Source organism: Halobaculum sp. XH14 (assembly GCF_032116555.1).
In the GTDB taxonomy this organism is placed as follows: domain Archaea; phylum Halobacteriota; class Halobacteria; order Halobacteriales; family Haloferacaceae; genus Halorarum; species Halorarum halobium.
The window spans coordinates 108,760-134,602 of record NZ_CP134949.1; the positions used below are offsets into that span (position 1 = coordinate 108,760).

23 protein-coding genes are annotated in these 25,843 nt (G+C 70.6%); 15 read left to right on the forward strand and 8 right to left on the reverse strand.

Annotated elements, in window-relative coordinates; all coding sequences use genetic code 11:
• Positions 1-130: 130 nt before the first annotated feature.
• The gene (locus RJT50_RS00530) at positions 131-400 is read left to right on the forward strand and encodes a DUF7553 family protein (RefSeq protein ID WP_313693075.1); all 270 of its coding nucleotides are present in this window, start codon (positions 131-133) and stop codon (positions 398-400) included.
• A gap of 61 nt (positions 401-461) precedes the next feature.
• Here RJT50_RS00530 and RJT50_RS00535 read toward each other — a convergent pair whose 3' ends face one another.
• The gene (locus RJT50_RS00535; RefSeq protein ID WP_313693077.1) at positions 462-1,088 is read right to left on the reverse strand and encodes a transcription antitermination protein; all 627 of its coding nucleotides are present in this window, start codon (positions 1,086-1,088) and stop codon (positions 462-464) included.
• 105 nt (positions 1,089-1,193) lie between these two features.
• Between RJT50_RS00535 and RJT50_RS00540 the strand changes: the two genes are divergently transcribed.
• Together RJT50_RS00540 and RJT50_RS00545 are read left to right on the forward strand one after the other, a co-directional pair.
• Positions 1,194-2,762, forward strand: coding sequence for a stage II sporulation protein M (locus RJT50_RS00540; protein WP_313693079.1), 1,569 nt, complete (start codon positions 1,194-1,196; stop codon positions 2,760-2,762).
• A gap of 397 nt (positions 2,763-3,159) precedes the next feature.
• Positions 3,160-3,468: a hypothetical protein gene (locus tag RJT50_RS00545; protein WP_313693080.1), complete on the forward strand. Its 309-nt coding sequence runs from the start codon at positions 3,160-3,162 to the stop codon at positions 3,466-3,468.
• 133 nt (positions 3,469-3,601) lie between these two features.
• On the opposite strand, the gene RJT50_RS00550 is transcribed toward RJT50_RS00545, so the two are convergent.
• On the reverse strand, positions 3,602-4,462 hold the full coding sequence (locus tag RJT50_RS00550) for a sulfurtransferase (protein WP_313693083.1): 861 nt from the start codon (positions 4,460-4,462) through the stop codon (positions 3,602-3,604).
• Positions 4,463-4,748: 286 nt separating this feature from the next.
• On the opposite strand from RJT50_RS00550, the gene RJT50_RS00555 reads away from it, so the two are divergent.
• Entirely contained in the window at positions 4,749-5,528 is a 780-nt protein-coding gene (locus tag RJT50_RS00555) for a sulfurtransferase (protein ID WP_313693085.1), read from the forward strand.
• Positions 5,529-5,646: 118 nt separating this feature from the next.
• Here the strand turns inward: RJT50_RS00555 and RJT50_RS00560 are convergent, their stop codons facing one another.
• Entirely contained in the window at positions 5,647-6,780 is a 1,134-nt protein-coding gene (locus RJT50_RS00560) for an AI-2E family transporter (RefSeq protein WP_313693088.1), read from the reverse strand.
• Between the two features lie 194 nt (positions 6,781-6,974).
• Here RJT50_RS00560 and RJT50_RS00565 point away from each other — a divergent pair, with 194 nt between their 5' ends.
• The 4 genes from RJT50_RS00565 to RJT50_RS00580 all read left to right on the forward strand — a co-directional run bounded on the left by RJT50_RS00565 (position 6,975) and on the right by RJT50_RS00580 (position 11,555).
• Positions 6,975-7,331 (forward strand): DUF7344 domain-containing protein, encoded by a 357-nt coding sequence (locus tag RJT50_RS00565; RefSeq protein WP_313693090.1) that lies wholly within the window; start codon positions 6,975-6,977, stop codon positions 7,329-7,331.
• A 177-nt stretch (positions 7,332-7,508) separates the two neighbouring features.
• Positions 7,509-8,663, forward strand: coding sequence for a thiamine ABC transporter substrate-binding protein (locus RJT50_RS00570; protein ID WP_313693092.1), 1,155 nt, complete (start codon positions 7,509-7,511; stop codon positions 8,661-8,663).
• Positions 8,624-10,420 (forward strand): ABC transporter permease, encoded by a 1,797-nt coding sequence (locus RJT50_RS00575; RefSeq protein ID WP_425499695.1) that lies wholly within the window; start codon positions 8,624-8,626, stop codon positions 10,418-10,420. Before RJT50_RS00570 ends, RJT50_RS00575 begins: the two co-directional genes overlap by 40 nt.
• Before the next feature lie 118 nt (positions 10,421-10,538).
• Positions 10,539-11,555: an ABC transporter ATP-binding protein gene (locus RJT50_RS00580; protein WP_313696065.1), complete on the forward strand. Its 1,017-nt coding sequence runs from the start codon at positions 10,539-10,541 to the stop codon at positions 11,553-11,555.
• A gap of 21 nt (positions 11,556-11,576) precedes the next feature.
• On the opposite strand, the gene RJT50_RS00585 is transcribed toward RJT50_RS00580, so the two are convergent.
• A complete protein-coding gene (locus RJT50_RS00585; RefSeq protein ID WP_313693093.1) occupies positions 11,577-11,753 on the reverse strand; it encodes a hypothetical protein in 177 nt (58 codons plus the stop codon).
• Positions 11,754-11,856: 103 nt separating this feature from the next.
• On the opposite strand from RJT50_RS00585, the gene RJT50_RS00590 reads away from it, so the two are divergent.
• The gene (locus tag RJT50_RS00590) at positions 11,857-13,545 is read left to right on the forward strand and encodes an FAD-dependent oxidoreductase (protein WP_313693095.1); all 1,689 of its coding nucleotides are present in this window, start codon (positions 11,857-11,859) and stop codon (positions 13,543-13,545) included.
• A gap of 49 nt (positions 13,546-13,594) precedes the next feature.
• On the opposite strand, the gene RJT50_RS00595 is transcribed toward RJT50_RS00590, so the two are convergent.
• The gene (locus tag RJT50_RS00595; protein WP_313693097.1) at positions 13,595-14,359 is read right to left on the reverse strand and encodes a class I SAM-dependent methyltransferase; all 765 of its coding nucleotides are present in this window, start codon (positions 14,357-14,359) and stop codon (positions 13,595-13,597) included.
• An 81-nt stretch (positions 14,360-14,440) separates the two neighbouring features.
• Between RJT50_RS00595 and RJT50_RS00600 the strand changes: the two genes are divergently transcribed.
• A complete protein-coding gene (locus RJT50_RS00600; protein ID WP_313693099.1) occupies positions 14,441-14,863 on the forward strand; it encodes a hypothetical protein in 423 nt (140 codons plus the stop codon).
• A gap of 67 nt (positions 14,864-14,930) precedes the next feature.
• On the opposite strand, the gene RJT50_RS00605 is transcribed toward RJT50_RS00600, so the two are convergent.
• On the reverse strand, positions 14,931-15,902 hold the full coding sequence (locus tag RJT50_RS00605; RefSeq protein WP_313693100.1) for a hypothetical protein: 972 nt from the start codon (positions 15,900-15,902) through the stop codon (positions 14,931-14,933).
• 357 nt (positions 15,903-16,259) lie between these two features.
• Positions 16,260-17,903, reverse strand: coding sequence for a DNA-directed DNA polymerase II small subunit (locus RJT50_RS00610; protein ID WP_313693101.1), 1,644 nt, complete (start codon positions 17,901-17,903; stop codon positions 16,260-16,262).
• Positions 17,904-18,083: 180 nt separating this feature from the next.
• On the opposite strand from RJT50_RS00610, the gene RJT50_RS00615 reads away from it, so the two are divergent.
• Positions 18,084-18,872, forward strand: a complete 789-nt coding sequence (locus RJT50_RS00615) for a S26 family signal peptidase (protein ID WP_313693103.1) — start codon at positions 18,084-18,086, stop codon at positions 18,870-18,872.
• A gap of 213 nt (positions 18,873-19,085) precedes the next feature.
• Here RJT50_RS00615 and RJT50_RS00620 read toward each other — a convergent pair whose 3' ends face one another.
• Positions 19,086-20,828: a Cdc6/Cdc18 family protein gene (locus tag RJT50_RS00620; protein WP_313693104.1), complete on the reverse strand. Its 1,743-nt coding sequence runs from the start codon at positions 20,826-20,828 to the stop codon at positions 19,086-19,088.
• Between the two features lie 1,288 nt (positions 20,829-22,116).
• Here RJT50_RS00620 and RJT50_RS00625 point away from each other — a divergent pair.
• The 4 genes from RJT50_RS00625 (at position 22,117) to RJT50_RS00640 (ending at position 25,592) form a co-directional block, all read left to right on the forward strand.
• The gene (locus tag RJT50_RS00625) at positions 22,117-22,758 is read left to right on the forward strand and encodes an Era-like GTP-binding protein (RefSeq protein WP_313693105.1); all 642 of its coding nucleotides are present in this window, start codon (positions 22,117-22,119) and stop codon (positions 22,756-22,758) included.
• Positions 22,758-23,144: a DUF2073 domain-containing protein gene (locus tag RJT50_RS00630; protein ID WP_313693106.1), complete on the forward strand. Its 387-nt coding sequence runs from the start codon at positions 22,758-22,760 to the stop codon at positions 23,142-23,144. The genes RJT50_RS00625 and RJT50_RS00630 overlap by 1 nt, the downstream gene beginning before the upstream one ends.
• The gene (locus RJT50_RS00635; protein WP_313693107.1) at positions 23,145-23,813 is read left to right on the forward strand and encodes a Zn-ribbon domain-containing protein; all 669 of its coding nucleotides are present in this window, start codon (positions 23,145-23,147) and stop codon (positions 23,811-23,813) included. It abuts the gene before it with no gap.
• 273 nt (positions 23,814-24,086) lie between these two features.
• Positions 24,087-25,592, forward strand: a complete 1,506-nt coding sequence (locus RJT50_RS00640; protein WP_313693109.1) for an MATE family efflux transporter — start codon at positions 24,087-24,089, stop codon at positions 25,590-25,592.
• Positions 25,593-25,843 lie beyond the last annotated feature (251 nt).

The window sequence follows — 25,843 nt, forward strand, 5'->3', positions numbered from 1 at the left end:
CGCCGGGGGAGGCGCGTTCCACTCGAAGTGGAGGGGTCGGCGGGCAGCCGGCGAGTCGGTTGGCCGGCGGCCGAACGTCGCCGATGTCACGGTCCGTACGGTTTTGTCGCTCCGCTTGCTATCGACCCACATGAGCAGACAGGAACTCGAGGACGCCAGCGACCACCTGCGCCGGGCTGCCGAACGCGCGGAGGGGGACACGCGGGAGAAACTCGGCGAACAGGCGCACCGCTTTGCCGACGCAGCGAACCGGGAGAACGGCCCCGACCACGGCTGGCTCGACCGTCACACCCACGTCGTCCGCGAACTCGCCACGGACCTGGACGAGGAGGGCCAAGAGCAAGTCGAGGCGGCGGTCGAGCGGATCAATGCCTACCGGGAGACCGTTCCCGGCGTCTGACCGGGCCGCCGAACCCCGCCACGACGCCGCTCGACTGGGGTTCCGTCGGTAGCACGGCCACTCAGCAGACGTTCTTCGGCTTCACGCCCATCCCCTCCAGCGTCTCGACGTAGTCGTCGTAGGCGGCCTCGACGACCGCGTCGGCCGCCTCGCGGGCCGCCGCCCACTCCTCGTCGGCCTCACAGACCTCGTCGAGGAGGTCCGTCGCCTCGCCGAGGCGGTCGGAGACGTCGGCGCGCAGGTCGCGGAACTCGTTTGCGGCCGTCGGGTCCGCGTTGCCGACGAAGAAGCCGACCACCTGTCCGGTCCGCGTGTCGGCGAGCAGACAGCGGGCGAGCAGGCCGCCGGCGCGGGCGGGCGTCGTCTCCAGGTCCGCGAGCACCTCGTACTCCGGGAACGACCTGGCCTCATCGGCGTCGAACCCGTCGGGCGCGACCGCGTCCCGGTGGTCCCGCCCGTCCTCGCCGACCGCGCCGAACAGGGCGGCGGCGTCCCCGCTGCCCTCCGTGGCGCTCCAGGCCTCGAACCGCTCGGCCGCCGCGGCGGCCTCGGCGGCGGCCGCCGCGCGCACCGCGTTCGCGGCCATCTCGCCGCCGGTCAGCGCGTAGAGCGACTTCGAGGAGCCCAGCCGCGAGAGCGCCGTCTCGTTGCGCGCGCGCAGGTCCGAGAGAAAGGTTTCGCCGTTCATGGCCGGCGGTAGGGGCGTGACGCGCTTGAAACCCTCGGCAGCGGCGGATTCGGCGGCGGGGTCGCCGACGGTAGCGTTACGTGACCGGGGACCGTGACGCCAGCCATGTCCACCGATCGGTCCCCGTCGCTCTCCGACGCGTTCACCGGCGCCGGCCGCGTGCTCGCCGACCACCCCGTCGCCGTCGTGTCCGCCTACCTGCTCGTGGTCGCCGTGGTGCCCATCGCTCGCGTTCCGTTCCTGGTCGCGCTGACCGCCGCAGTCGGCGTGCTGGCCGCGGCCGGCCGCATCGAACCCGTCGTCCAGGCGCTCGCGGAACAGGCGAGCATCTCGGAGGACGGGGGGCTCGGCGGCGGCGGCATCGGCGAGGGCGGCATCGGCGGCGGGTTCGGCGGGGGCGACCCGCCGATCTCGCCGGAACTCGAGCGGGCCGTCGAGGGATTGTTCGTGCCGGAGGTCGGCCTGCTCCTCGTCGCGGGGGTGCTCCTCACGGTAGTCGTGGCGGTGCTCGTGGGGGCGGTCGCCACGGCGGTCTCGACGGGGACGGTGTGGGCCGCCCTCGACGGGCGGCCGCCGCTGGAGGACGGCGTCGCCACCGCGGGGCGCTGGCCGACGTTCCTCGGCGTGACGCTCGTCCGCGCGGTCGCCGTGCTCGTGCCCGTCGCCGTCCCGGTCGCGCTCACGCTCGGAATCGCCACGCTCGCGGGGGGCATCGGTGTCAGCGTCGGCGTCGCGGTGGGCGCGCTGCTCGTGCTCGCGGGCGCGCTGGTGTCGCTGCTGGTCTACCTGCTGTTGGTGTTCGCCGAGGCGGCGGTCGTCGTCGACGGCGCGGGAACGGTGGAGGCGGTCCGCGGGAGCCTCGGGTTCGTCCGCCGGAACGTGCTGGCGACGGTCGTGTTCGCGCTCGTCGCGCTGGGCGTCTACGTCGGGGCGAGCGTGGCTGTCGGCCTCCTCAACCTCGTGGGCGTGAACCGGCTCGGCGCGCTGGTGCTCTCGCTGACGGTCGCGCCGCTGCTGGACGCCTTCGCGGTCGCCCTGTACGCCGAGACCGGGCTCCCGGCGGCCGATCGGGCGCCGCTCGGCACTCGGGTTCGCGGCGCGCTCGCCGACGGCTGGAGCGCACTCTGGCGGTTCGTCCGCGAGCACCCGGCCGCCAACGCCGCCGGGGCGCTGCTGCTCACCGGCGGGGCCGTCGCCGGCTACCTGTTCACCGCGCCGATGGGCGTCACGCTCCCGCCGCCCGAGAACGTCGCGACCGTGTTCGGCGTGGTCCCGGTCGGCCCGTTCCTCAACATCGCGGCGAACAACTGGCTCGTCTCGGCCGGCACCGCCTTCGGCGGGCTGGCGGCCGGCGTCCCCGCGGCGGCCTCGCTGCTGTTCAACGGCGTGCTCATCGGGGCGCTCGGCGGCATCTTCGACCGGGTGGCGTTCCTCGCGCTGGTCGCGCCACACGGGGTCATCGAACTCCCCGCCATCGCCGTCGCGGGCGGGCTCGGCGTCCACCTCGGCGTCGTCGGGTGGCGCGGCGCGCGCGGCCGGTCGGACGCGGGGACGGTCGCCGCGGAGCTCCGCCGGGCGACGTGGGTGCTCGTGGGACTCGCGCTGGTGCTCGTCGTCGCCTCGTTCGTCGAGGCGTTCCTCACGCCCCGCATCGCGGCGTTCGTGCTCGGGTGAGCGTCACGCCGGTCGGGGCGTATCACGGGTCGTCGACGTCGGGCGACCGGCGGCGGCTGGCGGCCGAACTGTCCACCCGCGTCGAAGACGGCCATCCATCACGGCGTGCGCGACCGCGAGCCCCTCGGGGGCGAGCACAGACGCGCGCGAGGGATGAGCACCACAGCGAACGAAGTGAGCGAGGAGCGCAATCGGCTGGGGAGGGTGTGGAGGCCGTGCGGCGCGGGCGGGCGGGCTTTCGGGCAGTCTCCATCTGATGAACACGGCATCACGCAAGCCGCGAGTTGCACGAGGAGGCGGGCGATTTCTACCGAACCGTTCCCCGAACCCGATTTCGTCAGCTCATCGGATCGAATCGCACACCAGCTATTTGCCAGGACCGCACGAACCCCCGACGATGACAACGACACTCACCCTCCCCGCGCCCCGTCGCGCCGGCCAGTACCTGTTCGGCGCCTCCTCGGTCGTCCTCGCGCTGCTCGTCGTCGGCATCGCCCTCGTCCACCTCGCGGCCGGCGTGGCCAGCGCGGCGTTCGCCGGCGTCGCCGGCCTCGCGCTGCTCGCGGTCGGATTCGTGGCGGCCCCGGCCGGTCGGCGGGTACTCGACCGCCGCGGGGTCCGGCTCGACGCGACCGAGGCTGCGCTCGCAGTGGTCGGGTTCCTGGCGCTGGCCGGCGCGGCGTTCTCGCTGTTCTTCCTGCTGTAGCGCGCGCCGGTCCGTCTGCCGGCGGTTCGCTGAACGTCCACTGGAAGTCCGCTGGAAGTTCGATGCGGGTTCGGCGTCGACTCGGCGTGTCGTGAGTGCGCGAAAAACGTCGTGGTGCGGCCCGATGTCCCTCCTACTCCGCGTCGCCCGTCTCGACGGGCGCGCCGACAAGGTTGCCCCATTCGGTCCAGGAGCCGTCGTAGTTGACGGTCTGGTCCTGTCCGAGCAGTTCGTGGAGCGCGAACCAGGCGATCGAGGAGCGCTCGCCGATGCGGCAGTAGGCGACGATCTCGTCGTCGCCCGAGTCGATGACCTCGCCGTAGAGCTCCTGCAGCTCGTCGGCGGTCTTGAACGTCCCGTCCTCGTTGACCGTCGCGGCCCACGAGATGTTGCGCGCGCCGGGGATGTGGCCGCCGCGCTGGGCGGTCTCCTGCAGGCCCGGCGGGGCGAGGATCTCGCCGCGGAACTCCTCGGGCGAGCGCACGTCGACGAGCGGGACGCCGGCGTCGATGGCGTCACCCACCTGGTCGCGGTACGCGCGGATGGACTCGTCCGGCTCCTCGGCCTCGTAGGTCGTCTCCGGGAAGTCGGGCACCTCCTCGGTGAGCGGGTAGTCGTTCTCCAGCCAGTAGTCGCGCCCGCCGTTGAGCAGGCGCACGTCGTCGTGGCCGAAGTACTTGTACTGCCAGTAGGTGTAGGCGGCAAACCAGTTCGATGAGTCGCCGTACAGGACGACCGTCGAGTCGTCGCTGATGCCGTGACTGGCGTTCAGCGCCTCGAAGTCCTCCTTGGTGAGCACGTCGCGCTGGGTCTGGTCCTGGAGCTGCGTCTCCCAGTTGAAGCCGATGGCACCGGGCGCGTGGCCCGTCCCGTAGGCCTCGGTGTCCACGTCGACCTCCACCAGCCGATACGCGGGGTCGTCCGACTCGAACTCGTCGAGGTGGTCCTCGACCCAGTCCGCCGACACGAGTACGTCCTTGGCGTAGTCCGTCATTGCAAACAGTGCGTACGTTCTCCCCGAGCATAATACCCGTAGCCCCGGCAGAGTCGGCCATTCGTTCCACGTACCGGATCATGTTGCCGGCGCCGTTCGCGCGATGGCCGCGCGGTCCCGGCGGGGCGGGCGAGCGGCCGCGAGGGAACGTCTCGCCGCGCCGACATCGCGCGGCAGGCGGCAGGGGGCGGGCGTCAGAAACCGGCAATGATTGCCCCCGTGTCTGACGCCCGTCGGGGTTCGCCGGTGCGGCGGCGTTTTTCCCCTCGGCCGCGAACCGGTGGACATGGACACCTTCGTCTCGGCCGACTGGCTCGCCGAGCGGCTCGAGGACGTGCGGGTCGTGGACGTGCGGGACGGGTGGGAGTACGAGGGCATCGGCCACCTTCCCGGGGCGGTTTCGATCCCCTTCGGCGAGTTCCGCAGCGGCGAGGGCGACGAGGGGATGCTCCCGGGCGCCGACCGCTGGGCCGACCTGCTCTCGGCGGCGGGCATCGGCGTCGAGGACGACGTCGTCGCCTACGACGACACCCACGGCGTGTTCGCGGCCCGCTTTCTCGTCACCGCCGAACTGTACGGCCACGACCCCGCGAGGCTCCACCTGCTGGACGGCGACTACTCCGCCTGGAGCCGCGAGCGCCCGACGACGACCGACGCGGTGGAGCCGGACCCGACCGAGTACGAACCCCGCGAGCCGGCGGACTCGCCGCTCGTCGGCTTCGACGAGGTCGCCGCCGCGCTGGAGGCCGAGGGGACGGTCGTCGTCGACACCCGCGAGGCGTGGGAGTTCGAGGAGGGCCACCTCCCCGGCGCGGTGCAGCTCGACTGGATGGAACTCGTCGACGCCGAGTCGCGCGGGCTGAAACCCCGGGACGAACTGGCGTCGATCCTCGCGGATCGGGGCGTCACGCCCGACCGTCGCGTGCTGCTCTACTGCAACACGGCGCGGCGCATCAGCCACACGTACCTCGTGCTCGGCCACCTCGGCTACGACGACCTCGCGTTCTACGAGGGGAGCCTCACCGAGTGGGAGGCGCGCGGCGGGGCGACGGAGACCGGGACGTAGTCGGGGGCAGTGAAGACCGGGACGTGAGCGGGGGCGACGAAGACGGGCGCACGGTCGAGGACGGGAGGCCGGAGCGTCGTCGGTACGGGGGGAACCGACGAGTCGACGCTCGGCCGACTCACCCGTCCGTCGGCTCGGTCCCGGCGACGCCGTCGGGCGCGTCGTCCACGTCGTCGCCGGCGACGTGGGCGTCCCCGGTCGTCCCGCCGTCACCGACCGCACCGTCGCTCGACCCACGCCCGTCGGTCACGCCCGACAGTTGCGTCTGCTCGCTCGCCGTGCCGTCCGAGAGGAGGCTCACGACCTCCGCGAGCAGCGCGACGACGAGCGGGCCGACGACGAAGCCGATGGCGCCCAGCGACAGGAGGCCGCCGACGAAGCCGACGAAGTACACCGAGACGGGCATGTCCGTCGTCTCGCTGGCCAGCCGCGACCGGATGACCGCGTCCGGGACGAAGCCGACGAAGAACAGGCCGAGCCCCGTGACCAGCAGCGCCCGGACGACGTTGCCGGCGACGACGTCGACCGCCGCGAGCGCGACCACGACGATGCTCGGCCCGAGCACGGGGACGAACTGCAGGAGGCCAGCGACGACCGCGAGCGCGAACGGCGACCGGTAGCCCAGCGCCACGAGGAGGACGAACGCGACGAGGAACGTCCCGAACGCGGTGGCCGCCTGGAGCACGTAGATCGCCCGAAGGGTGCTGGCCGTCCGGCGGTGGAGCGCGAACACGATGTCGTGGTACTCGCCCGGACAGAGCCGCAGGACCGCGGTCCGAGGCGAGGTCGGCGCGTAGAGGATGCCGTAGACGACCAGCACGAACAGGAGCGCCTTCAGCGCGAACACGGGCGCCGCGGTCGCCAGCGAGGTCGCCAGCGAGCGGACGGCGGCGATGGCAACCTCGAGCAGCGGGTCGGTCTCGACGACGTACGTGAGCCCGCCCACGTCGACGGTGATCGCGGCCGGGATGGCCCGGAGGAAGTCGACGAACTCCGCCCGCCGGGAGTAGAGGACGTACGCGATGGGGCCGGCGATGACCAGCAGCGCGAGGAACGCCGTCGTCGTCGCCGTCGCCGCCGCGAGGCGCGTCGAGAGCCCACGCCGACGGAGTTCCTGGCGGAGCGGGTAGAGGACGTACGCGACCGTCACGGCGAATACGACCGTGGCGAGCACGCCGAACAGCACGACCACCGTGAGCGAGAGCATCGCCGCCAGCAGCGCGGTCAGGACGGTGCGGCGACTCGGGGGCACACCCCGACCGGTGGGCCCCCGGGGCAAAACCGTTGTGCTCGGCGGTGCGGCGGCCGGTCGCGGCGGCGTCCGGTCCGACGGAGCGCTCGATTCGGGTGAACTATGGGCAATATTTTTGTGTTCTCAGATTCATTACATGCACGAACCGTGTCAAACAGACTTCATAACAGGGTGTGCCGAACGACGGGGGGAGGATGGTGGCGCTGAGCGAGGAGTCCCGCGCGTTCGACGTCGCGCCCGAAACGGCGTTCGAGGTGCTGGCCGACGACCGCCGCCGCGCCGTCCTGTCGGTGCTCCGCGACTCGGCCGAGACCTGCGTTCCCGTCGCGGAACTCGTCGACGACGTCGCGGCGATGCGATCGGAACACGGCCGGTGCGACCGGGAACGGGTCGCCGTTCGGTTCCATCACGCGACGCTGCCGAAGCTAGCGGATTCGGGCGTGATCGAACACGATTCGGGGGAGGGGACCGTCCGCTATCGGGCCCACCCGTTCGTGGACGCGTGTCTCGACCTCCTCGCGGAGCACGGGGCAGGAACGGGGACGAACTGAACCGGCGTTCGGGTCAGGGCGAACCAGTTTGCCCGGAGGGGGGCCGGACCACGAACCGTTCGTGGTCCCACGAGCGGCCCGCAGGTGCCGGAGTGAGAGAGACGTCGCCCGGCCGCCGCGCAGCCGGCCGTTCGGAGACCGCGTCCGTTAAATACCACAGAGTGAAACAACCCGGTAATGAGTCGAAGCAGACGGGAGTTCCTGACCGCGGCGGGCGCGAGCGGTGCGGCGCTGCTCGCCGGCTGTCAGGCCGAGCCGGTGGACCAGGAGACGCCCACGCCGACGGCCACGGAGGCCGACGGGGCCGGGACGACGGCGGGATCGCCGACGCCGAGCGGGGCCGACACGCTCGTCGTGGCGACGTACCCGCCGTTCGTGAACGCGCCGAGCACGAGCCCGGGCGCGTGGCTGAAGCGGCGGTTCGAGGAGCAGTTCGACGCGACGCTCGTCTACCAGACGCCGGAAAGCGAGCTGAACTACTACCTCGAGCGGGCCATCCAGGGCGTCGAGTTCGAGGCCGACGTGTACGTCGGGCTGAACACCGGTCAGCTCATCGACGCGGACGACCGCCGTGGCGAGGGGCAGTTCACCGACCCGCTGTTCGCCGAAGCCGGCGACGTCGAGGGGATGGATCGGCTCCGAGATGGGCTCCAGTTCGACCCGCGGAACCGGGCCGTACCGTTCGACACGGGCTACATCTCGCTCGTCTGGAACGCGACGATGGACGGCGGCGAGTTCGTCGCGCCCGAGACGTTCGAGGCGCTGACCGAGTCCGAGTACGAGGGCGACCTCATCGCGCAGAACCCGGCGAGCTCCTCGACCGGCGAGGCGTTCATGCTCCACACCATCAAGGAGTACGGCCCGGACGGGTTCCTCGACTACTGGGACCGGCTCCAGGCGAACGGCGTCACGGTACTGGGCAACTGGACGGACTCGTACACCGCCTACACGAACGAGGAGGCCCCGATGGTCGTCTCCTACTCCACCGACCAGGTGTTCGCCGCCGCCGAGGACCAGGACCTCCAGAAGCACCAGATCCGCTTCCTGAACGACCAGGCGTACGCAAACCCCGAGGGGATGGCCCGCTTTGCCGACACTGACGCCCCCGGACTCGCCGGCGAGTTCATGTCGTTCATGCTCCAGCCGGAGATCCAGGCCGGCATCGCCCAGCGAAACGTCGCGTTTCCGGCGATCCAGGACGCCCCGCTGCCAGAGGACTACTCCCGGTACGCCCAGGAGCCGCCCGAACCGGTCACCTTCACGTACGACGAGTTGCAAGGAAACGTCGACGAATGGACCGATCAGTGGGCGCGGCGCTTCGCCGGCGGGTGAGCCGCGCCCGGCGGACGGCGCGCCGGGTCGGTCGCGCGGTGCGCCGGCCCGGAGGCGCCGACGTCCTCGAACGGCGGGCGCTCCCCCTGCTGGCGGTCGGGACGGCCCTCCTCCTGACCGTGCTGTTCTACTACCCCGTAGCGACGGTGCTGGTGGAGTCGGTCCGCGAGGCGGGGCGGCTCACGTTCGGCCCGCTGGTCGACGTGCTGACCGACGAGTTCTACGTCGTCCGCGTGTTCGGCTTCACGGCCTGGCAGGCGTTCCTCTCGACGCTCGCCAGCGTCGCGCTCGGTCTCCCGGGCGCGTGGGTGCTCGCCCGGTTCGACTTCCGCGGCCGGGAGACGCTCAAGTCGCTGACGATGGTGCCGTTCGTGCTCCCGTCGGTGATGGTCGCGGTCGGCTTCTACGCCACGTTCGGCGCGTCCGGCACGCTCAACGATGCGCTCGGCGCGCTGGGCGTGGGCGGGGTCGACCTGCTCCCGTCGCTCGGCGCGATCATCGTCGCCCACGCCTTCTACAACGCCCCGCTCGTCACCCGCGTCGTGACCGCCTCGTGGGAGTCGGTCGACGCCGGTGCGGTGGAGACGGCCCGCTCGCTGGGCGCGTCGCCCCGCCGGGCGTTCCGCGACGTGGTGCTCCCGCAGCTGTTGCCGGCGGTGCTGATGGGGGCGACGCTGACGTTCGTGTTCACGTTCGCCTCGTTCCCCATCGTGCTCGCGCTCGGCGGGTTCCAGTACGCGACCGTCGAGGTGTTCATCTACTCCGCCGTCCAGCAGCTCGACTACGCGGAAGCCGCCGCGCTGGCGGCCGTCGAGTCGGCCGTGTCGCTCACGCTCACCGCGCTCTACCTGCGGTACGAGCGTCGCCAGACCGCCGAGCGCCGCGACGTCCGCCCGCTCCCCCGGGAGCGGCTCGTGCCCGAATCGTGGCGGAGCGCCGCCGCGTGGACCCGCGAGCGGCTGGTCTCCCGGCTCGCCGTCGCCGGCTACGCCGCGGTCGTGGTCGTCGTGTTCCTCGGGCCGATCCTCAGCATGATCTACGCCAGCCTGACCGTCGACGGCCAGTTCACGCTCTCGGCGTACCGCTTCCTGCTCCGGCGACAGGTGTCGGGCGCGGCGTTCCAGGTGAGGCCGCTGCCGGCGGTGCTGAACTCGCTCGCGTTCGGCGTCGCCACGCTCGCCGTCGCCCTGCCGATGGGCGTCTCGATGGCCGTGTTGACGACCCGGCGGTTCCGCGGCCGGGTCGCGCTCGACGCGCTGTCGATGGCTCCCCTGGCGGTGTCGGGCATCGTCGTCGGCCTCGGCCTGCTCCGCGGGCTGGTGTTCGGCGTCGAGGCGTTCGGCTACCGCTTCTCCGCGTCGGGCCCGGCGGCCATCGTCGCCGCCCACGCCGTCGCCGCCTACCCGTTCGTCGTGCGCAACGTCTCGCCGGGGCTCGACGGCCTCGACCGGACGCTCGTGGAGTCGGCGCGGTCGCTCGGCGCGTCCCGGGTCCGGGCGCTCCTCGACGTCGAACTGCCGCTCGTCTGGCCGGGCGTCGTCGCCGGCGCGGCGTTCGCGTTCGCGCTCAGCGTCGGCGAGTTCGACGCCACGGTCATCCTCGCGGAAGGGGGTAACGTCTACACGATGCCCGTCGCCGTCGAGCGCTACATCGGGCGACGGCTCGGCCCCGCGACCGCGATGGGCACCGTGCTGCTCGCGGTGACGGCCGCCTCGTTCGTCGTCATCGAGCGCGTCGGGGGTGGGTTCCGTGGCTGAGGAGGGGACGGGTCCCGACGCGGGAGCCGACGCCGGCGGACCCGCGGCGGCCGAACGGTCGTCGACCGGACGGTCCGCGGTCGACGGACGCGACGCCGCCCCGGTCCGGCTCGACGACCTGCGCGTCGAGTACGGCGGGACGACCGCGCTCGACGGCATCGACCTGGCCGTCGAGCCGGGCGAGTTCTTCACGCTCGTCGGCCCCTCGGGCTGCGGGAAGACCACCACGCTGCGCGCCGTCGCGGGGTTCGAGTCCCCCACGGACGGATCGGTCGAGATCGGCGGCGAGCCGATGGACGGCGTCCCGCCGGAGGCCCGCGGCGTCGGCGTCGTCTTCCAGAACTACGCGCTGTTCCCGCACATGACCGTCGCGGAGAACGTCGCCTACGGCCTGCGATTCTCCGATCCGCCCGGCGGGGTCGGCCGCGACGAGCGCGTCGCGGACCTGCTCGACATGGTCGATCTCTCGGGGTTCGGTGACCGCGACCCGTCGACGCTCTCGGGCGGGCAGCGCCAGCGAGTCTCGCTGGCCCGGGCGCTGGCTCCCGGTCCGCGGCTGCTGCTGCTCGACGAGCCGATGTCGGCGCTCGACGCCCGACTGCGCGAACGGCTCAGGGTGCAGGTCCGGAAGATCCAGCGGGAGCTCGGAATCACGACCGTCTACGTCACCCACGACCAGGAGGAGGCGCTGGCCGTCTCCGACCGCGTGGCGGTGATGAACGACGGGCGCGTCGAGCAGGTCGGCGCGCCGCGGGACCTCTACGGCGCGCCGCGCACCCGGTTCGTCGCGTCGTTCCTCGGCGACAACAACGTCCTCACCGGGGTGGTCCGCGAGTCGACCGACGGGGGCTGCACGGTCGACGTGGGCGGGCACGCGCTCCGCGTCCCTCCCTGCGGGGCCGCTCGCGGTGACCACCTCACCGTCTGCGTGCGGCCCGAGCGCCTGCGGGTCGATCCCGAGAACGCCGACAATCGACTCTCCGTCGCCGTCGAGAGCGCGGAGTTCCTCGGCGAGGCCACCCGCCTGCACTGTGACTGGGCGGGGACGCCCCTGACGGTTCGGACCGACGGCGACCGCTCGGGGACGATCACCGTCGGGTTCGACGCCGCCGACGTACACGTCGTCGAGGAGTGAGGATCGGCGTGCGGCCGCGTCTCAGGTCGCCGCGCGTTTCAGTATCATCGGGGTGACGAGCGCGTCGAGGACGGCGATCCCGAGGATGATCCAGCGAATCGTTCCCTCGAAATACGAGAGGGCGACGAACGCGAGGATCAGGGCGCCGCTGAGACCGATTCCGTACCGGAAGGCCGGATTCTCGAATGGGGAACTCACGTGCCTTGGCTCGACGACCGGTCTGATAAACGCCACCATCTTCGTCCGCCCGGAGCGACCGCGACCGTGCGGGGACGGTGACGCCCGTGCCGACCTCGCCGACGTGCACGTCGTCCCCGGAGCCGGGCCCGGGGTCGGTCCCGTCGCCGCGTGGCTGCCCGTCGTCGGCTTGCACGTCCCGGCACAGTCCGTTTGGGACCTCGCGTCGTACTGGCGGGACTACATGGCCCCGACCGAGGACGCCACCGGCCGGGAGCGACCGCCCGGAGCGGACACGAGGACGTCGGTGTGGACGGCGACGAGCGCCGCGTCCGACTACGACCCGCTCGCCGAAGGGAAACACGTCGACGTCGCGGTCGTCGGGGGCGGCATCGCCGGGGTGACGGCGGCCGCCGAACTCGTCGCGGCCGGGGAGTCGGTCGCCCTGCTCGAGCGCGACCGGATCGGCTCGGGCGCGACCGGGAACACGACCGCGAAGGTCACCTCACAGCACGGCGTGATCTACCGCTTCCTGTCGAGCGAGGCCAGCGCCGACGTTGCCCGCGCGTACGCCGAGGCGAACGAGGCCGCCATCGACTACGTGGAGGCGAAGGTCGGTGAACTCGGCGTCGACTGCGGGTTCCGGCGCCTCCCGGCGTTCGTCTACACCCACGACCCCGAGGAGCGTCGTCGATACCGGGCGGAGGCCGCGACCGCGCGTCACCTCGGGATTCCCGCGAGGTGGGTCGAGGACGTTCCGCTCCCGGACGACGCCGCGGCGGCCGTCCGGTTCGACGACCAGGCGGCGTTCCACCCCCGCGACTACCTGCTCGCGCTCGCCGAGTCGGTCGTCGACGGCGGCGGACGGATCTACGAGGAAACCCGGGTCGAGGACGTCGAGGACGGGTCACGCGGTCCGTGCCGGGTCGAGACCGAACGGGGGACCCTCGGGGCCGACGCCGTCGTCGTCGCCACACACTTCCCGCTGGTCGACCCGGCGTTCTACTTCGCCCGCCTGTCCCCGAAGAAGTCCTACGTCGTCGCCGTCGACGCCGCCGACCCGCCCGACGAGGGCGTGTTCTACCGCGCCGACGAGCCGTACGTTTCGGTCCGGACCTGCGAGACGGACGAGCACGGGACGCTCACGCTCGTCGGCGGGCAGAACCACAAGACCGGGCAGGGCGGCAGCGTCGCCGAGCGGTTCGACCGCGTCGAGGCCGAGGCCCGCGACCGCTTCGACGTCTCCGCCGTGCCGTATCGCTGGTCGACCCAGGACTTCGTGTCGGTCGACCGGCGGCCGTTCGTCGGCGAACTCGAGCGGCGCGAGAACGTGTACGTGGCGACCGGGTTCGGCGGGTGGGGAATGACGAACGGCACCGTCGCGGGGATGCTCCTCGCCGACCTCGTCCGCGGGCACGACAACGACTGGGCGGGGGCGTACGACCCGTCCCGGGTCCCGCGCGGGGCGGCGACGGGGACGTTCCTCCGGGAGAACCTGAACGTGGGACACCAGTACGTCGGTGACTGGACGCGTGCGCCGTTCTCGGGGGGCGAGCACGGCTCGCTCGGGGACCTCTCGCCGGGCGAGGGCACGGTCGTCCGCCGCGGCACGGACCTGCTGGCGGTGTCGCGGGCCGACGACGGCGACCTGCGGGCCGTCTCGGCGGTGTGCCCGCACATGGGCTGTCTCGTGAGCTGGAACGACGGCGAGGGGACGTGGGACTGTCCGTGTCACGGCTCCCGGTTCGAGGCGGACGGGCGCGTCATCGACGGGCCGGCGGTGGCGGACCTCGCGAAACGGGACGACGAGTGAGAGTTTCGAGCGTGACACCGCGGACCGTTGGACGCGGAGCCGGAGCGGTTCAACGGGAGACGCCGACGGTGAGCAGCGTGCCGTAGGTGCGGTACCGCTCGACCATCGCCTCGCGGCTCTCCCAGTTCTCGGTGGGGAACGCCTCGGCCGGCGGGATCTCGATCTCGCGGTCCGGCACGTTGTCCTGGGCGGCGACCGCGAGGCCCGCGTCCCGGAACGCCTCGCGGTACTCGGCGGCGTCCCACCGGGTCATCTCGACCGAGATGTTCTCCTGCCAGCCGTGGCTGTGGACGTTCTCCTCGTAGTAGTTCACCGCACAGTGGAACGTGCCGCCGGGCCGGAGGACGCGGGCGACCTCCCGGAGCGCCTCGTGGGGGTCGCTGCTGTAGTAGAACGCCTCCATCGTGACCGCGTGGTCGATCGAGTCGTCAGCGAACGGAAGGTGGCCGAAGTCGCCGACGACGAACCCGAGATCAGTGGCCGAGGCGGCCGCGGTCTCTCCGTCGAGGTCGGTGGCCGAGGCGGCACCGGTTTCTCCGCCGAGATCTGCCCCCGTGGCGGCTTCTAGCGTGTATTCACGGGCGTTACGGGCCATCTCGGGTGAGCCGTCGAGGCCGTAGCCGCGGCCGAGGTCGGTCGCCTCCGCGAGCGCGCGGACCGCGTAGCCGCTCCCGGTCCCCAGGTCGAGCACGGCGTCGCCCGGTTCGACCGGCATCCGTGCGAGCACGTGTTTCGCGGTGTGCCAGTGTCGCTCCTCCATCCCCCGGTCCCGGCCGTCGGCGGCCCAGGCGTCGAACTCGTCGCGGACGCTCATACCGGGTGGAGCGCGCCTGCGGAGGTAAGCCCCGCGATACCCCCGCGGGACTTACGTCGGTGGGTGGCGTACGGACGGCGTATGGAGATTCGGGACGGGGTCGAAGCCGACGCCGCCGCGCTCGCGGCCATCGCCGACGCCCCGACCGAGGCGATGCGGGGGGTCATCCACGACCGGACGGTGCGGGTCGCCGTCGACGAGTCGACCCCCGAACCGGGCGAGGAGGAGACCGACCCCGACGACGTCCTCGGCTTTCTCAGCTACGACGCGCGGGACGACACCGTCCACGTCACCCAGTTCGGCGGGAGCAAAGCGGTCTGTGCTCGCCTGCTGGAGGAACCGCTCCGCTTTGCCGCGAGCGAGGGGATGGCCGTGGAACTGCTCGTGCTCGACGGCGAGGACGAGATGCGCGAGGCCGCGGTGGAGGCCGACTTCGAGGAGGTCGGCCCCGGCCCGCGCTTCGACGGCGAGCGGACCACCCGCTACCGCCTCGACGCGCCCTGAGCGACCGGGTTCTCGTCGTCGGACCCTGCCGTCGCGGAGGCGTGGCCGGCGGTGCGGTCCCGGCCCATCAGAACGGCCCGACGTTCGTGTACCGAACCCGCCGGTAGAGGTAGAACGCGCCGAACGGGAGCGCCAGGACGAGGCCGCCGAGCGCGTACCAGAGCGCGAGCGGCCGCCAGCCCACGTCGGCCCGGCGGACCGCCGTCGCGTCGAGGTAGAAGCCGAGCGGGACGAGGACGTATCGGAGGAACAGGACCGCCAGCAGTACCGCGAGCAGCGGCCCCGACAGCGCCGTCCCGAGGCCCGCGGGGAGCGCCGAGAGCGCCTCCGAGGCGGCGACCAGCCCCTCGACGAGGCCGCCGAGCACGACGCCGACGACGACCAGCACCCACCAGTTCGAGGGGACGATGCGGCCCTCGTAGAACGCGAACCGATCGCCGAACGGGAGGTGGGGGACGCCGACGTAGCGCCGGCGCGCCAGCAGGTAGTAGACGCTCGTGGGGAGCGGCGCGAGGAGCACCGCGGGCCCCAGGAGCCGGCACGACGGCGACCAGTTCACGCCCTCGGCCCGCCCGAGCAACGTGGCGTCCCGGAGGAGCGAGATCGGCAAGAGGAGCGCGCGGAGCAGCGCGGCGACCGCGAGACCGAGCAGCACGCCGCCGCCGGCCGCGGACGCGAGCCGGCCCGAGAGCGAGGGAACGGGCAGTTCCGCGAGCGCGAGCGGGAGGCTCCAGAGCGCCGCCACCAGCGCCCAGGCGACCGTGCCGACCAGCAGCACGGCCCACCACGACGCACCCGTCGGGTCGGAGTCCCGAAACCGGGCCGGCGGTCGCGGCAGTTCGACGGACAGTGGGCCGCCCGACTCGCTCGTGGCGGCCGACACCCCCGACCGCTCCCGGCCGTCGGATTCGACCGAATCCCCGGCGTCGGTGGAGTCATCGGGACGCGGGGTGCCGAGCGGGCGGGACGGCTCCGCCGGGAGCCGGACCGTGACCTCCGTTTCCGAAGCGTCCGACCCCGCCGCGTCAGACGTTCCCACATCCCCCGATCGTGCCGACCCCGTCCACTCGAAACCGTGTCCTTCCGAATCGTCGTCCGTCGGGCGGTCGGACGGGTCCGTCATCGACCGTCCGGAGGGGGGTGTGACACTTAAGCAACGGGGGACGAACAGCGGACGGTTCGGCGACGGCGTGGTCGCAGTGGGGTGGCGAACAGTGCCGAAGCGGTGCCGTGCTGTGCGGTTCACGAGCGTCAGTACCGCGAGCGAGGGAGGCGCGGCGCAGCCGCGCCGACCGAGTCTGGCGGCGTTTTGGCATGAACGGGTTTTGCGGGGGTTCGACGAGCGAGGGCCGGCTGAGCCGGCCCGAGCGAGGAGGACCCCCGCAAAGGAGGTTCCTCAGGTGAACTTCCGAACCGTCATGTCCAGCGTGTCGAGTTCGAGGATTGGCGCGAACCCGGCGTCGGGGTCGATGTTGACGGACTTCTGGAAGTCGGTCTGGGCCTGCCAGCAGCCCGAGTTGACCGCGAGGACGTTGTGGTACTTCCCCCAGCCCAGCTTGTGGACGTGGCCGGTGTGGAACACGTCCGGCACCTCGTCCATCACGAGGTAGTCCTTCTCCTCCGGGGCGATGCGGGTGTGACCGCCGTACTGCGGTGCGACGTGGCGCTTCTTCAACAGCTGGTACATGGCCCTGTGGGGCTCGTCGTAGCTGGCCTTCTCTTCGGGAAGCTCGGCGATGACCTCGTCGAGCGAGACGCCGTGGTACATGAGGATCGAGACGCCCTCGACGTCGACCATCGACGGGTTGCCCGAGATCTGCGGGTCGTGGGCCGACATGATGTCGCGGAGCTCCTCGTCGAAGCCCGGTTGCGGTTCGGCGAGCCGGACCGCGTCGTGGTTGCCCGGGATCATCACGATCTCCATGTCGCCGGGCACCTCCTTGAGGTACTCCGCAAAGCGCTCGTACTGGTCGTAGATGTCCACCACGTCGAGTTCCTCGTCCTGGTTCGGGTAGACGCCGACGCCCTCGACCATGTCGCCAGCGACGAGGAGGTACTCGACGCGTTCGGCCTCCTCGGTGTGGAGCCAGTCGGCAAAGCGGTGCCAGGCGTCGGCCATGAACTCCTGGGAACCGACGTGGACGTCCGAGATGAGCGCCGCCTCGACCTCGCGGTCGGCCGTGCTCGGCCTGTACGTCCGTGGGACGTCCGGGAAGTGGATGGCGTCGACGAACAGGATGCCCGCGTCGTCCGCGAGGGTGCCCTGGACGGCGATGCACTCGTCCAGCAGCAGTTCGTCGACCAGGTCCGCGATGTCCCGGTCCTTCATGACGAGACACGGAAACGTCCCCGTCGTGTCCTCGAGTTCGATCAGCCAGTGGCCCGAAGCCGTCGAGCGGATGTCGTTGACGAGGCCGATGAGTTCGGCCTCGCTGCCGCCCGGCATCTCCTGGATCGCCTCGGCGGGGCGGTGGTTCACTCGCCCGCGCAACTGGCCCGCGAGCCGGTCGTACCGGTCGCGGAACACGCGCACGAACTCGTCGTACTCGCCCGTCCCGGTCGAGCGGCCGGTGACGTCGTTCCCGATGCCGGGCGGGTTCGGCGTCCGACTCCCCACGCGGGAAGACCCCTCCGTTTCGACTGGAGCCGTGCGGGTGGAGTCGCCCGACTGGCCGGGAGCAGTTGCAGTCGAAACGGAGGGGTCGCCGGTCGCCGGGGCGGCGGTCTCCGGGACCGTTTCGGCGGTCTCCGGGACCGTTTCGGCGGTCGCCGTGGTCGCATCGGCGGTCGCCGGGGCGGCGGTGGTCTCCGCTCCGTCGGTCGAGACTGCTTTCGGGTCGGCGGCGGGCGTTTCGGCCAGCACGGAGCGAACGTGGTCCGTCGTCAGAACGAGCGTGGATTCGGGGGTCGACTCGATGGCTGCCTCGAGCGCGAGCGCTGGCGAATCGGCGTCGGTGATGAGGGTGACGGCCTCCCGTTCGGCGTTGTAGCCGCGGGCCGTCAGCGCCTGCACGACCCGGGAGGGCGTCTCCAGTGGCACAGGGAGAGAGGTCAACGGGTGGCGGCAAAAGGGTAGCGAACCGGTGGAAGGTGGTCACCAAGGGTACGGATCCACCCCAGTCGGTAACCAAGCGCCGAAATCGGGAGAAAACGGTCACTGCCACGGTTCGAGACTCCCCGACCCAGAAGGTTCAACACCGGCCGGGCGGAACTCGGTGCAATGAGTGACGACGGAGGGTCCCCCAACGAGGACCCATTGCGGCGATTCCTCCACGCGGATTCCGGTCCCCTGCTGTTCGTTCGGGAGGTGCTCTCCTCCGCGCTGGCCGTCGCGCTGGTCGGCCTCCTCCTGTTCGCGGTCGCGGGCGTCTGGCCGCCGATGGTCGCCGTCGAGTCCGAAAGCATGGAGCCCCACATGCATCCGGGCGACCTCGTGTTCATGACCGAGCCCGACCGGTTCGCCCCGTCGTTCGCGGTCGGCGATACGGGCGTCGTGACCGCCGAAACCGGGGCGACCGAGGAGTTCCGGAGTTTCGACGGCTACGGCTCGGTCGTCATCTATCAGACGCCGGAGCGGGCGGCCAGGGGGCAGTCGCCGATCATCCACCGGGCGATGTTCCACGTCGAGGAGGGCGAGAACTGGTACGACGAGGCGAACCCGGCGTACGTCAACGGGGAGTCGTGTCAGGCGATCCGCTACTGTCCGGCGCCCCACGCCGGCTTCATCACGAAGGGTGACAACAACGCGAAGTACGATCAGGCGCTCGATTTCGCCGGGCCCGTGCGGAGCGACTGGATCCGCGGCATCGCACAGGTGCGAATCCCCTACCTCGGCTGGGTGAGGCTCGTCTTCTCGGGCACGGTGACCCCGGCCCAGGTCGGACCCGTCGGGGACGCCGGTGTCGTCACGGCTGCAACGACCGAGGGTTCCAACACGACGGCGGCCGGAGGGCAGGGCGTTAGGCCGTCGCTAGCATCCGGGAGTCCGACGCCGGTTTCGGCCCGATAACCACCAGTTCCCGTGGAGCTATTTTCGCCGAAGATCGCAATCAGTGAGTACTGTTTACATGCGAAACGTTGGGGTGTCGGTGTCGGCCGACCCGCCGATCTCCAGCGAACCCGGACGCCGGGTGGAACACCGCGCTCCCGATCGTCGGATCGAACGCTGCGGTGAAATCCAGTCCGCCAGGTAGTACCGGGGGCTCCAGGTGAAACCCTGCCGTCAGTTGTCGAACCGCGCCTGCACGAACGGCTGGGCGTCCTCGATGTCGCCGAGCCGGGAGTCCGAGAGAAGCACCGCCTCGGTCTCGTCGATGGGAACCGAGAGCGAGATCTCCTTCGTCCGGCCGTAGCGGCCCTTCGAGACGACGACCGCGTTGACGATGCCGAGCATGTCCAGTTCCGAGATGAGGTCCGTGACGCGGCGCTGGGTGAGCACGTCGGCGTCGATCTCCTCGCAGAGGCGCTTGTAGATGTTGAACGCCTCGCCCGTGTTCACGTTGTGGACGCCGTTCTTCTCCAGCAGGATGATGGAAAAGAGGACGATCTTCGACTGGGTCGGCAGGGTGCGGACGACCTCGACGACGCGGTCGAGTTCGATCTTGTCCTGGGCCTGCCGGACGTGGGACTCCTCGACGAGGTCGGCCTGCGAGCGCTCGGCGAGTTCGCCGGCCGTGCGCAGCAGGTCGAGCGCGCGCCGCGCGTCGCCGTGCTCCTGGGCGGCGAACGCCGCACACAGCGGGATGACGTCCTCGGTGAGCGCGTCAGCCTTGAACGCGATGTCCGAGCGGTGCTGGAGGATGTCCCGGAGCTGGTTCGCGTCGTAGGGCGGGAAGACGATCTCCTCCTCGCCGAGGCTGGACTTGACGCGGGGGTCGAGGAAGTCGGTGAACTTCAGATCGTTCGAGATGCCCATGATGGAGATGCGGGAGTTGTCCAGCTCGGAGTTCATCCGCGAGAGGTTGTACAGCGTGTCGTCGCCCGACTTCTCGACGAGCTTGTCGATCTCGTCGAGCATGATGACGACGACGCGCTCGTGGTAGTCCACGGCGTCGAAGAACGTCGTGTACACGCGGTCGGTCGGCCACCCGGTCATCGGGACCTCCTCCATCTCCTCGCGGTCGGCCTCCAGCTCGTCGATCCGGTCGGCGACGTCCGCGGCGGTCGCGAACTCCGTGCCGGCGAGGGCGTCGACGTCCTCGGTCGCGTCCGCGTACAGGCCCTCGAGCTCCCCGAGACGGTCGTCGATGACGGCCTCGTTCTTCTCGATGAACTTGTTCGCGAGCTGGGCGAGCACGCGGTACTGCGTGTCGGTCACCTCGCAGTTGATGTACTCGACCTCGCAGGGGACGTCGTACTTCTGGCTCGTGGATTCGAGCTCCTGTGAGACGAACTTCGCGGAGGCGGTCTTCCCGGTCCCCGTCTTCCCGTAGATGAGGATGTTCGAGGGCGTCTCCCCGCGGAGCGCCGAGACGAGGATCGTCGCCATCTTGTTGATCTGGTCGGTCCGGTGCGGGAGTTCGTGCGGCGTGTAGGAGGGCCGGAGCACCTCCTTGTTCTCGAAGATCGGTTCGCCCGAGAGCAGGTCGTCGAACAGCCCCGTGTTCTCCTCGTCCTCGTCCGCGAGCACCTCGTCGACGTCGAGGTCGACCTCGGTCTCGGTGCGGGTCCGGGAGCCGAACTCGAACGCGCCGGAGCCGTCACCGTCGGTTGACCCCGCGGCGGCGACCTCGGCCGCGGACGGCGGCTCGTCCCCGCTCGACGTCTCGCTCGGGGACGCCGAACCATCGGAAGGGGTCGTTTCGACTGCGTCCTCGCCCCCGCCGCCGCCCGCCGGGTCCGGTTCCGTGCCCTCGAGCACCCGGTCGGGGTCGTCCGCCGTCGATGCGTCCTCGCGGTCGGTCCGGTCCCCCTGCTGCCGGACCGCCGCGTCGTCGGTCGTCTCGGTTCGATCGTCTCGTGTCATGCGTTCGTGGTTCCCCTTCGTTTCGCGTGGAACGCCGGGCGGAGAGTCGATGAATCGGGGCGTATTTACACGTGAGCCACCGATTCGTGCTCCCATCGGCGGACGCCGGGCGTCCAGATGATGCAGCCGAAGCAGATGAACAGCCGGAGTAAAAACCTTACTCTTCAGACGGCCGGTTCGCGCGGGCCAGTCGATCGAGACGAGTCCGTCGGACCAGCAGATCCCCGAGCTGCTGGTCCAGCGCGGTCGGTACGTGGAGCTACCCCGGCTCGGACTCCGCCGACCCCGGGGTTTCGTGTCCGGAGCAGTGACCGGACGATGGCTCTTCCGGAGACTGACCGTCCCGGTTTCCGGTGAAACCGATCCGGGTCTCGTGAACCGTCGCCGGGAAAGCGAAAAACCGGTTCACACCGGCCGCATCGACGTTCGAATTTCCGATCGCTCCCGCCGAGAGCTCTCGGATTAATATCAACTAGTGGAGGCGAAATGGTGATTGTAGGTTCGTCCAGCGTGATCGGTGTTGGAGGTGAAACGGAGGTGGGTGTCGGCGGATTCCCGCGGAGCGGTTCGCTCGCTAGCGTTCGTGGTGGAGTTGAAGCGGTGGGGGGTCGGAAATCGAGAGTCCAGGCAGGCATCGTGTTCGTCGTGATCGGGGCGACCCCCCAACCCCTTCGTTTCTACTGGAATCCACGATGGACGGGAGAGGGTGTGACCCGTCACGGGGACGACGGGACCCGGTGGTTTTATCTCACCCCAACTCAAACAATATCCGCACGACTAGCAGTTTGAGTTAATTACTGGGTGTCGTAGGCTCTAGAGAGGTTCCACCGCTCGATCCGCCACCGGCCGCCAGCCGTTTCCACCGGAAACGAGGGGGTAGGGGGGACTGCACACGACCGTTCGGCCCCGTCACGCCCCATCTCGTCCGGCACAGGCACGTCACGTCCCTCCCGTCTGGCCCAGTCTCGTCACGTCTCACGTCGATACGATTTCACCCGGTCCGACCGATCGACCACTAACGGCCGCCTACTGATGCTCAACCGTCCGATCGGTTCCCGGTCCTCCCGTGGGGAGACATTCTCCCAGGACGACGACCGGTGACGGGGGAGTTGATCCGACGTTGCTGTGGCCATCACGCCCGATCCGGCGTGACGACGTCGACCGTACTCACCCGGAATCTCGGCCCACGACGCTCGAAACGCCCGCATGGCGGCGTCTGACGTAGTGCTTAAGTATCGGCCCCAGTTTGGTGGGGTAACGCCCTCCTACACGGGAGGGGGAGGCCAGAATGGGTCTGCTCACGAATCTCAGAGACAGCATATCGCGCGTCACGGACGGGCTCTTCTCGGAGTCCGAGCCGAAACGCATCGGTATCTACGGACCGCCAAACGCCGGCAAGACGACGCTGGCGAACCGCATCGCACGGGACTGGACCGGCGACGCCGTGGGCCCCGAGAGCCACGTCCCCCACGAGACGCGCCGCGCCCGCCGGAAGGAGAACGTCCAGATCGAACGGAACGGCAAGACGGTCACCATCGACATCGTCGACACGCCCGGCGTGACGACGAAGGTCGACTACAAGGAGTTCCTCGACCACGACATGGAGAAGGAGGACGCCGTCAAGCGGTCGCGCGAGGCGACCGAGGGCGTCGCCGAGGCGATGCACTGGCTCCGCGAGGACGTCGACGGCGTCATCTACGTGCTCGACTCCGCGACGGACCCGTTCACGCAGGTGAACACGATGCTCATCGGCATCATCGAGAGCCAGGACCTCCCCGTGCTCATCTTCGCGAACAAGACCGACCTGGACGACTCCGACGTCAAACGCATCTCCGACGCGTTCCCGCAACACGAGACGGTGCCGCTCTCGGCGCTAGAGGGGAACAACATGGACGAGGTGTACGAGAAGATCGCGGAGTACTTCGCATAATGCCCGAAGCGACAACGCCGGACGACGACGGCGTCCGAATCGACCTGATCAGCGGCGCGCGCATGGACGGGCTCACCTCGATGGAGAAGATCCGGCTCATCCTCGACACCGTCCGCGACGGCGACATCGTCGTCCTGGAGGAGGGGCTCTCGCCCGAGGAGGAGTCGAAGCTCATCGAGGTGACGATGACCGAGATCAGCCCGGACGACTTCACGGGCATCGAGATCGAGTCGTACCCGCAGTCGCGCGCGAAGAGCGGCGGCATCCTCGACCGCATCATGGGAAACGAGGAGACGAAGAAGCTCACCGTCATCGGCCCGGCCAACCAGCTCGAGACCCTCCACAAGGACGAGAACCTCATCAGCGCGCTCGTCTCGAGGAAGTAGATGCCACACCAGTGTACCAACTGCGGGCGCACGTTCGCCGACGGCTCCAAGGAGATGCTCTCGGGCTGCCCGAACTGCGGCAGCAACAAGTTCCAATTCCGCCCGGGGGGAACCGCCGACGCAGGCGACCCGGCGGACGCCAGCCACGGAACCGGCGGGGGAGCCGCCGGCGACGCGGCCGCGGGCGGTGCCGACGGAATCGACACCGGTGACGGATCCGCTGCGGACGCAACCGACGCCGGGGCGGGCGCTTCCGCCGCCGATCCGGACGCGACCACCACCGACGCCGAGCAGGTCGGACCCGGCGAGGAGGACGGCGCACAGGCGGCCGCCCGCAGCGAGATGGTGAGCAGTGCCGACCTGCCGAGCGACGGGGACGACTCCCGCCGCTGGACTCCACCCGAAACGGGGGCGTCCGGGGGGCCCGGAGCGGCGGGTTCCGGCGAGGACGGCGACGACGGGCAGCCTGCCGGGGAGAACGACCCCGACCTCGCCGCGCTGCGCGAGAAGCTGAACGACCAGTTCGAGTCCATCCGCATCCTCAACCCCGGCCAGTACGAACTCAACCTGATGGAGCTGTACGATCGGGACGAGTACATCATCTCCCTCCGCGAGGACGGCCGCTACGTCATCGAGATGCCCGAGACCTGGGGGCCCGAGGACGAGTAATCCGCGCTCGTCCCCGCCACCTCTCCCCGCTCCGCTCTCGTCCTGTCGCCACCCAGCGACCGCCGCGTCCTCATCCGACAGTTTTCACGCGGCGTCCCGTCAGCCCCACCGTTTCCACTCGAATCGGTGCCACATCGCCGGTGACGGTCCGCTCACCACCTCCTTCCGGCTCGGTGTTCCACCCGAAGCGGCGGCCGCTCCGACGGTCGAGTCGGACGACACGCTCGGGGGAACCCGATAGAGCCTTCCGGGGTCCGACCGACCGTCCGACGAATGCTCGGCTCGCTTCGCGAGCGCACCCGGAACGCCCTCCTGTCGTTCCCGGCGGCGCTCGCGAAACTGAACCTGCTCGACCGGCGAAAGGGCGAGGAGGCGTTCGACCTGGCCGTCCCGCAGATGGTCACCGGCGGGATGCGGACGCTGCTGCGCGCCGCCGACTTCCTCATGGTGAGCCTCTACGCCGGCGGGGCCGCCGTCGCCGCCCTGGAGTTCGGCTTCCAGTACTACTTCATCCCGTTCGGGCTGGCGCTCGCGCTCACCTCCGGCACCATCAGCGTCGTCTCCCGGCTGAAGGGGGCGGGCGACCACGGCGAGGCGAACTTCGTCATCAAGCAGTCGCTGTGGCTCGCGCTGCTGGTTTCCGTGCCGATCACCGTCTGCAGCTACTTCTTCGCCGAGGAACTGGTCGGCGTGCTCTCGAACGACGCCCGGACCGTCGAACTCGGCGGCGCGTACCTCCGCATCGTGATGTACTCGGTCGCGTTCCGCTTCTGGTCGATGATCGCCGCCCGCGCGCTCGCCGGGTCGGGCGACACACGGACGCCGATGTACGTCCGCCTGCTCACGCTGCCGACGAACATCGCCCTCAACGCCCTGCTCATCTTCGGGCTCGCCGGCTTTCCCGAACTCGGCATCCGCGGGGCCGCCTGGGGCACCACCGCGGCGAACGTCCTCGCGGGAGTCATCTTCGCCGGCACGCTCCTCTCGGGACGGTACTCGGTCAGGTTCCCCGTCCGGGGCAAGCAGTGGGACTGGGGCCACGCGCGGGAACTCGTCCGTGTGAGCCTCCCGCTCGCCGGAACCCGCCTCTCCAGGACGTTCGGGCGCTTCCCGTTCCTGTTCATCCTCGGCCTGCTCGGCACGAACGTCGTGGCCGCCTACGCCATCGGCCGCCGGGTGATGCTGCTCGCGTTGATGCCCGCCTGGGGCTACTCGACCGCCTCCTCCACGCTCGTGGGCCAGGCGCTCGGCGCGGGGGACGAGGCGGAAGCCGACGATTACGGCTGGCAGACCCTTCGACTCGCGCTCGTTACGCAGTTGCTCATCGCGGCGGGAATCTTCCTCGCCGCCCGGCCCCTGGCGGCCGCGTTCAACTCCGAGGACCTCCCGCTCACGGTGACGTTCATCCGCGTGTTCGGGCTCGGCGTCGCGGGCTTTTCCGTCTCGCGGACGATGCGCGGCGCGCTCCGGGGAGCCGGAGACACGCGGTGGCCGCTGTACGGCGGACTCATCAGCACCTACGTCGTCCGGCTCCCCGTCGCGGTGCTCGCGCTTCCGGTCGCCTACTCGGTCACGGTGTTCGCCGGCCCGCTCGCGACGTCGCTCGGGCTCCCCGAGACCGTCGTCCCCCTGCCGGGGCTGGGACTCGGCCTGCTTGCCGTGTATCTCGCCATCCTCGGGGACATGTACGCCCGGGCGGCCGTGAACCTCGTCCGGTACTGGAGCGGCGCGTGGAAGGACGTCGCTCGGCGGGCCGGTGTCGGGTCGACGGCCGACTGACTGGCGGGCAAACTCCGACTCGATGGCGATGCCAGCGAACCGCGACCCGCACGCCGTGGTGACCGACGTGTTCCACTCGAACCGAAGGGGGTTCACGGGACGGAGCCGCCGAACCACGCGACCCGCCGCGGGCGCGGATTGAAGCCTTTATGCCGCGGCCGCCTGGACCATGAGGACATGAGCAAGGCGACCAAGATCGTTCTCGCCACGGTCGGCGGCTCGGCGACGCTCGCGCTGGCGCTCGCGTTCGT

Bases quoted from the DNA above. Each gene is read 5' to 3' on its own strand.
- RJT50_RS00530 (WP_313693075.1), top strand. From the start codon at position 131: ATGAGCAGACAGGAACTCGAGGACGCCAGCGACCACCTGCGCCGGGCT.
- RJT50_RS00535 (WP_313693077.1), bottom strand. From the start codon at position 1,088: ATGAACGGCGAAACCTTTCTCTCGGACCTGCGCGCGCGCAACGAGACG.
- RJT50_RS00540 (WP_313693079.1), top strand. From the start codon at position 1,194: ATGTCCACCGATCGGTCCCCGTCGCTCTCCGACGCGTTCACCGGCGCC.
- RJT50_RS00545 (WP_313693080.1), top strand. From the start codon at position 3,160: ATGACAACGACACTCACCCTCCCCGCGCCCCGTCGCGCCGGCCAGTAC.
- RJT50_RS00550 (WP_313693083.1), bottom strand. From the start codon at position 4,462: ATGACGGACTACGCCAAGGACGTACTCGTGTCGGCGGACTGGGTCGAG.
- RJT50_RS00555 (WP_313693085.1), top strand. From the start codon at position 4,749: ATGGACACCTTCGTCTCGGCCGACTGGCTCGCCGAGCGGCTCGAGGAC.
- RJT50_RS00565 (WP_313693090.1), top strand. From the start codon at position 6,975: ATGGTGGCGCTGAGCGAGGAGTCCCGCGCGTTCGACGTCGCGCCCGAA.
- RJT50_RS00570 (WP_313693092.1), top strand. From the start codon at position 7,509: ATGAGTCGAAGCAGACGGGAGTTCCTGACCGCGGCGGGCGCGAGCGGT.
- RJT50_RS00575 (WP_425499695.1), top strand. From the start codon at position 8,624: ATGGACCGATCAGTGGGCGCGGCGCTTCGCCGGCGGGTGAGCCGCGCC.
- RJT50_RS00595 (WP_313693097.1), bottom strand. From the start codon at position 14,359: ATGAGCGTCCGCGACGAGTTCGACGCCTGGGCCGCCGACGGCCGGGAC.
- RJT50_RS00600 (WP_313693099.1), top strand. From the start codon at position 14,441: ATGGAGATTCGGGACGGGGTCGAAGCCGACGCCGCCGCGCTCGCGGCC.
- RJT50_RS00615 (WP_313693103.1), top strand. From the start codon at position 18,084: ATGAGTGACGACGGAGGGTCCCCCAACGAGGACCCATTGCGGCGATTC.
- RJT50_RS00620 (WP_313693104.1), bottom strand. From the start codon at position 20,828: ATGACACGAGACGATCGAACCGAGACGACCGACGACGCGGCGGTCCGG.
- RJT50_RS00625 (WP_313693105.1), top strand. From the start codon at position 22,117: ATGGGTCTGCTCACGAATCTCAGAGACAGCATATCGCGCGTCACGGAC.
- RJT50_RS00630 (WP_313693106.1), top strand. From the start codon at position 22,758: ATGCCCGAAGCGACAACGCCGGACGACGACGGCGTCCGAATCGACCTG.
- RJT50_RS00635 (WP_313693107.1), top strand. From the start codon at position 23,145: ATGCCACACCAGTGTACCAACTGCGGGCGCACGTTCGCCGACGGCTCC.
- RJT50_RS00640 (WP_313693109.1), top strand. From the start codon at position 24,087: ATGCTCGGCTCGCTTCGCGAGCGCACCCGGAACGCCCTCCTGTCGTTC.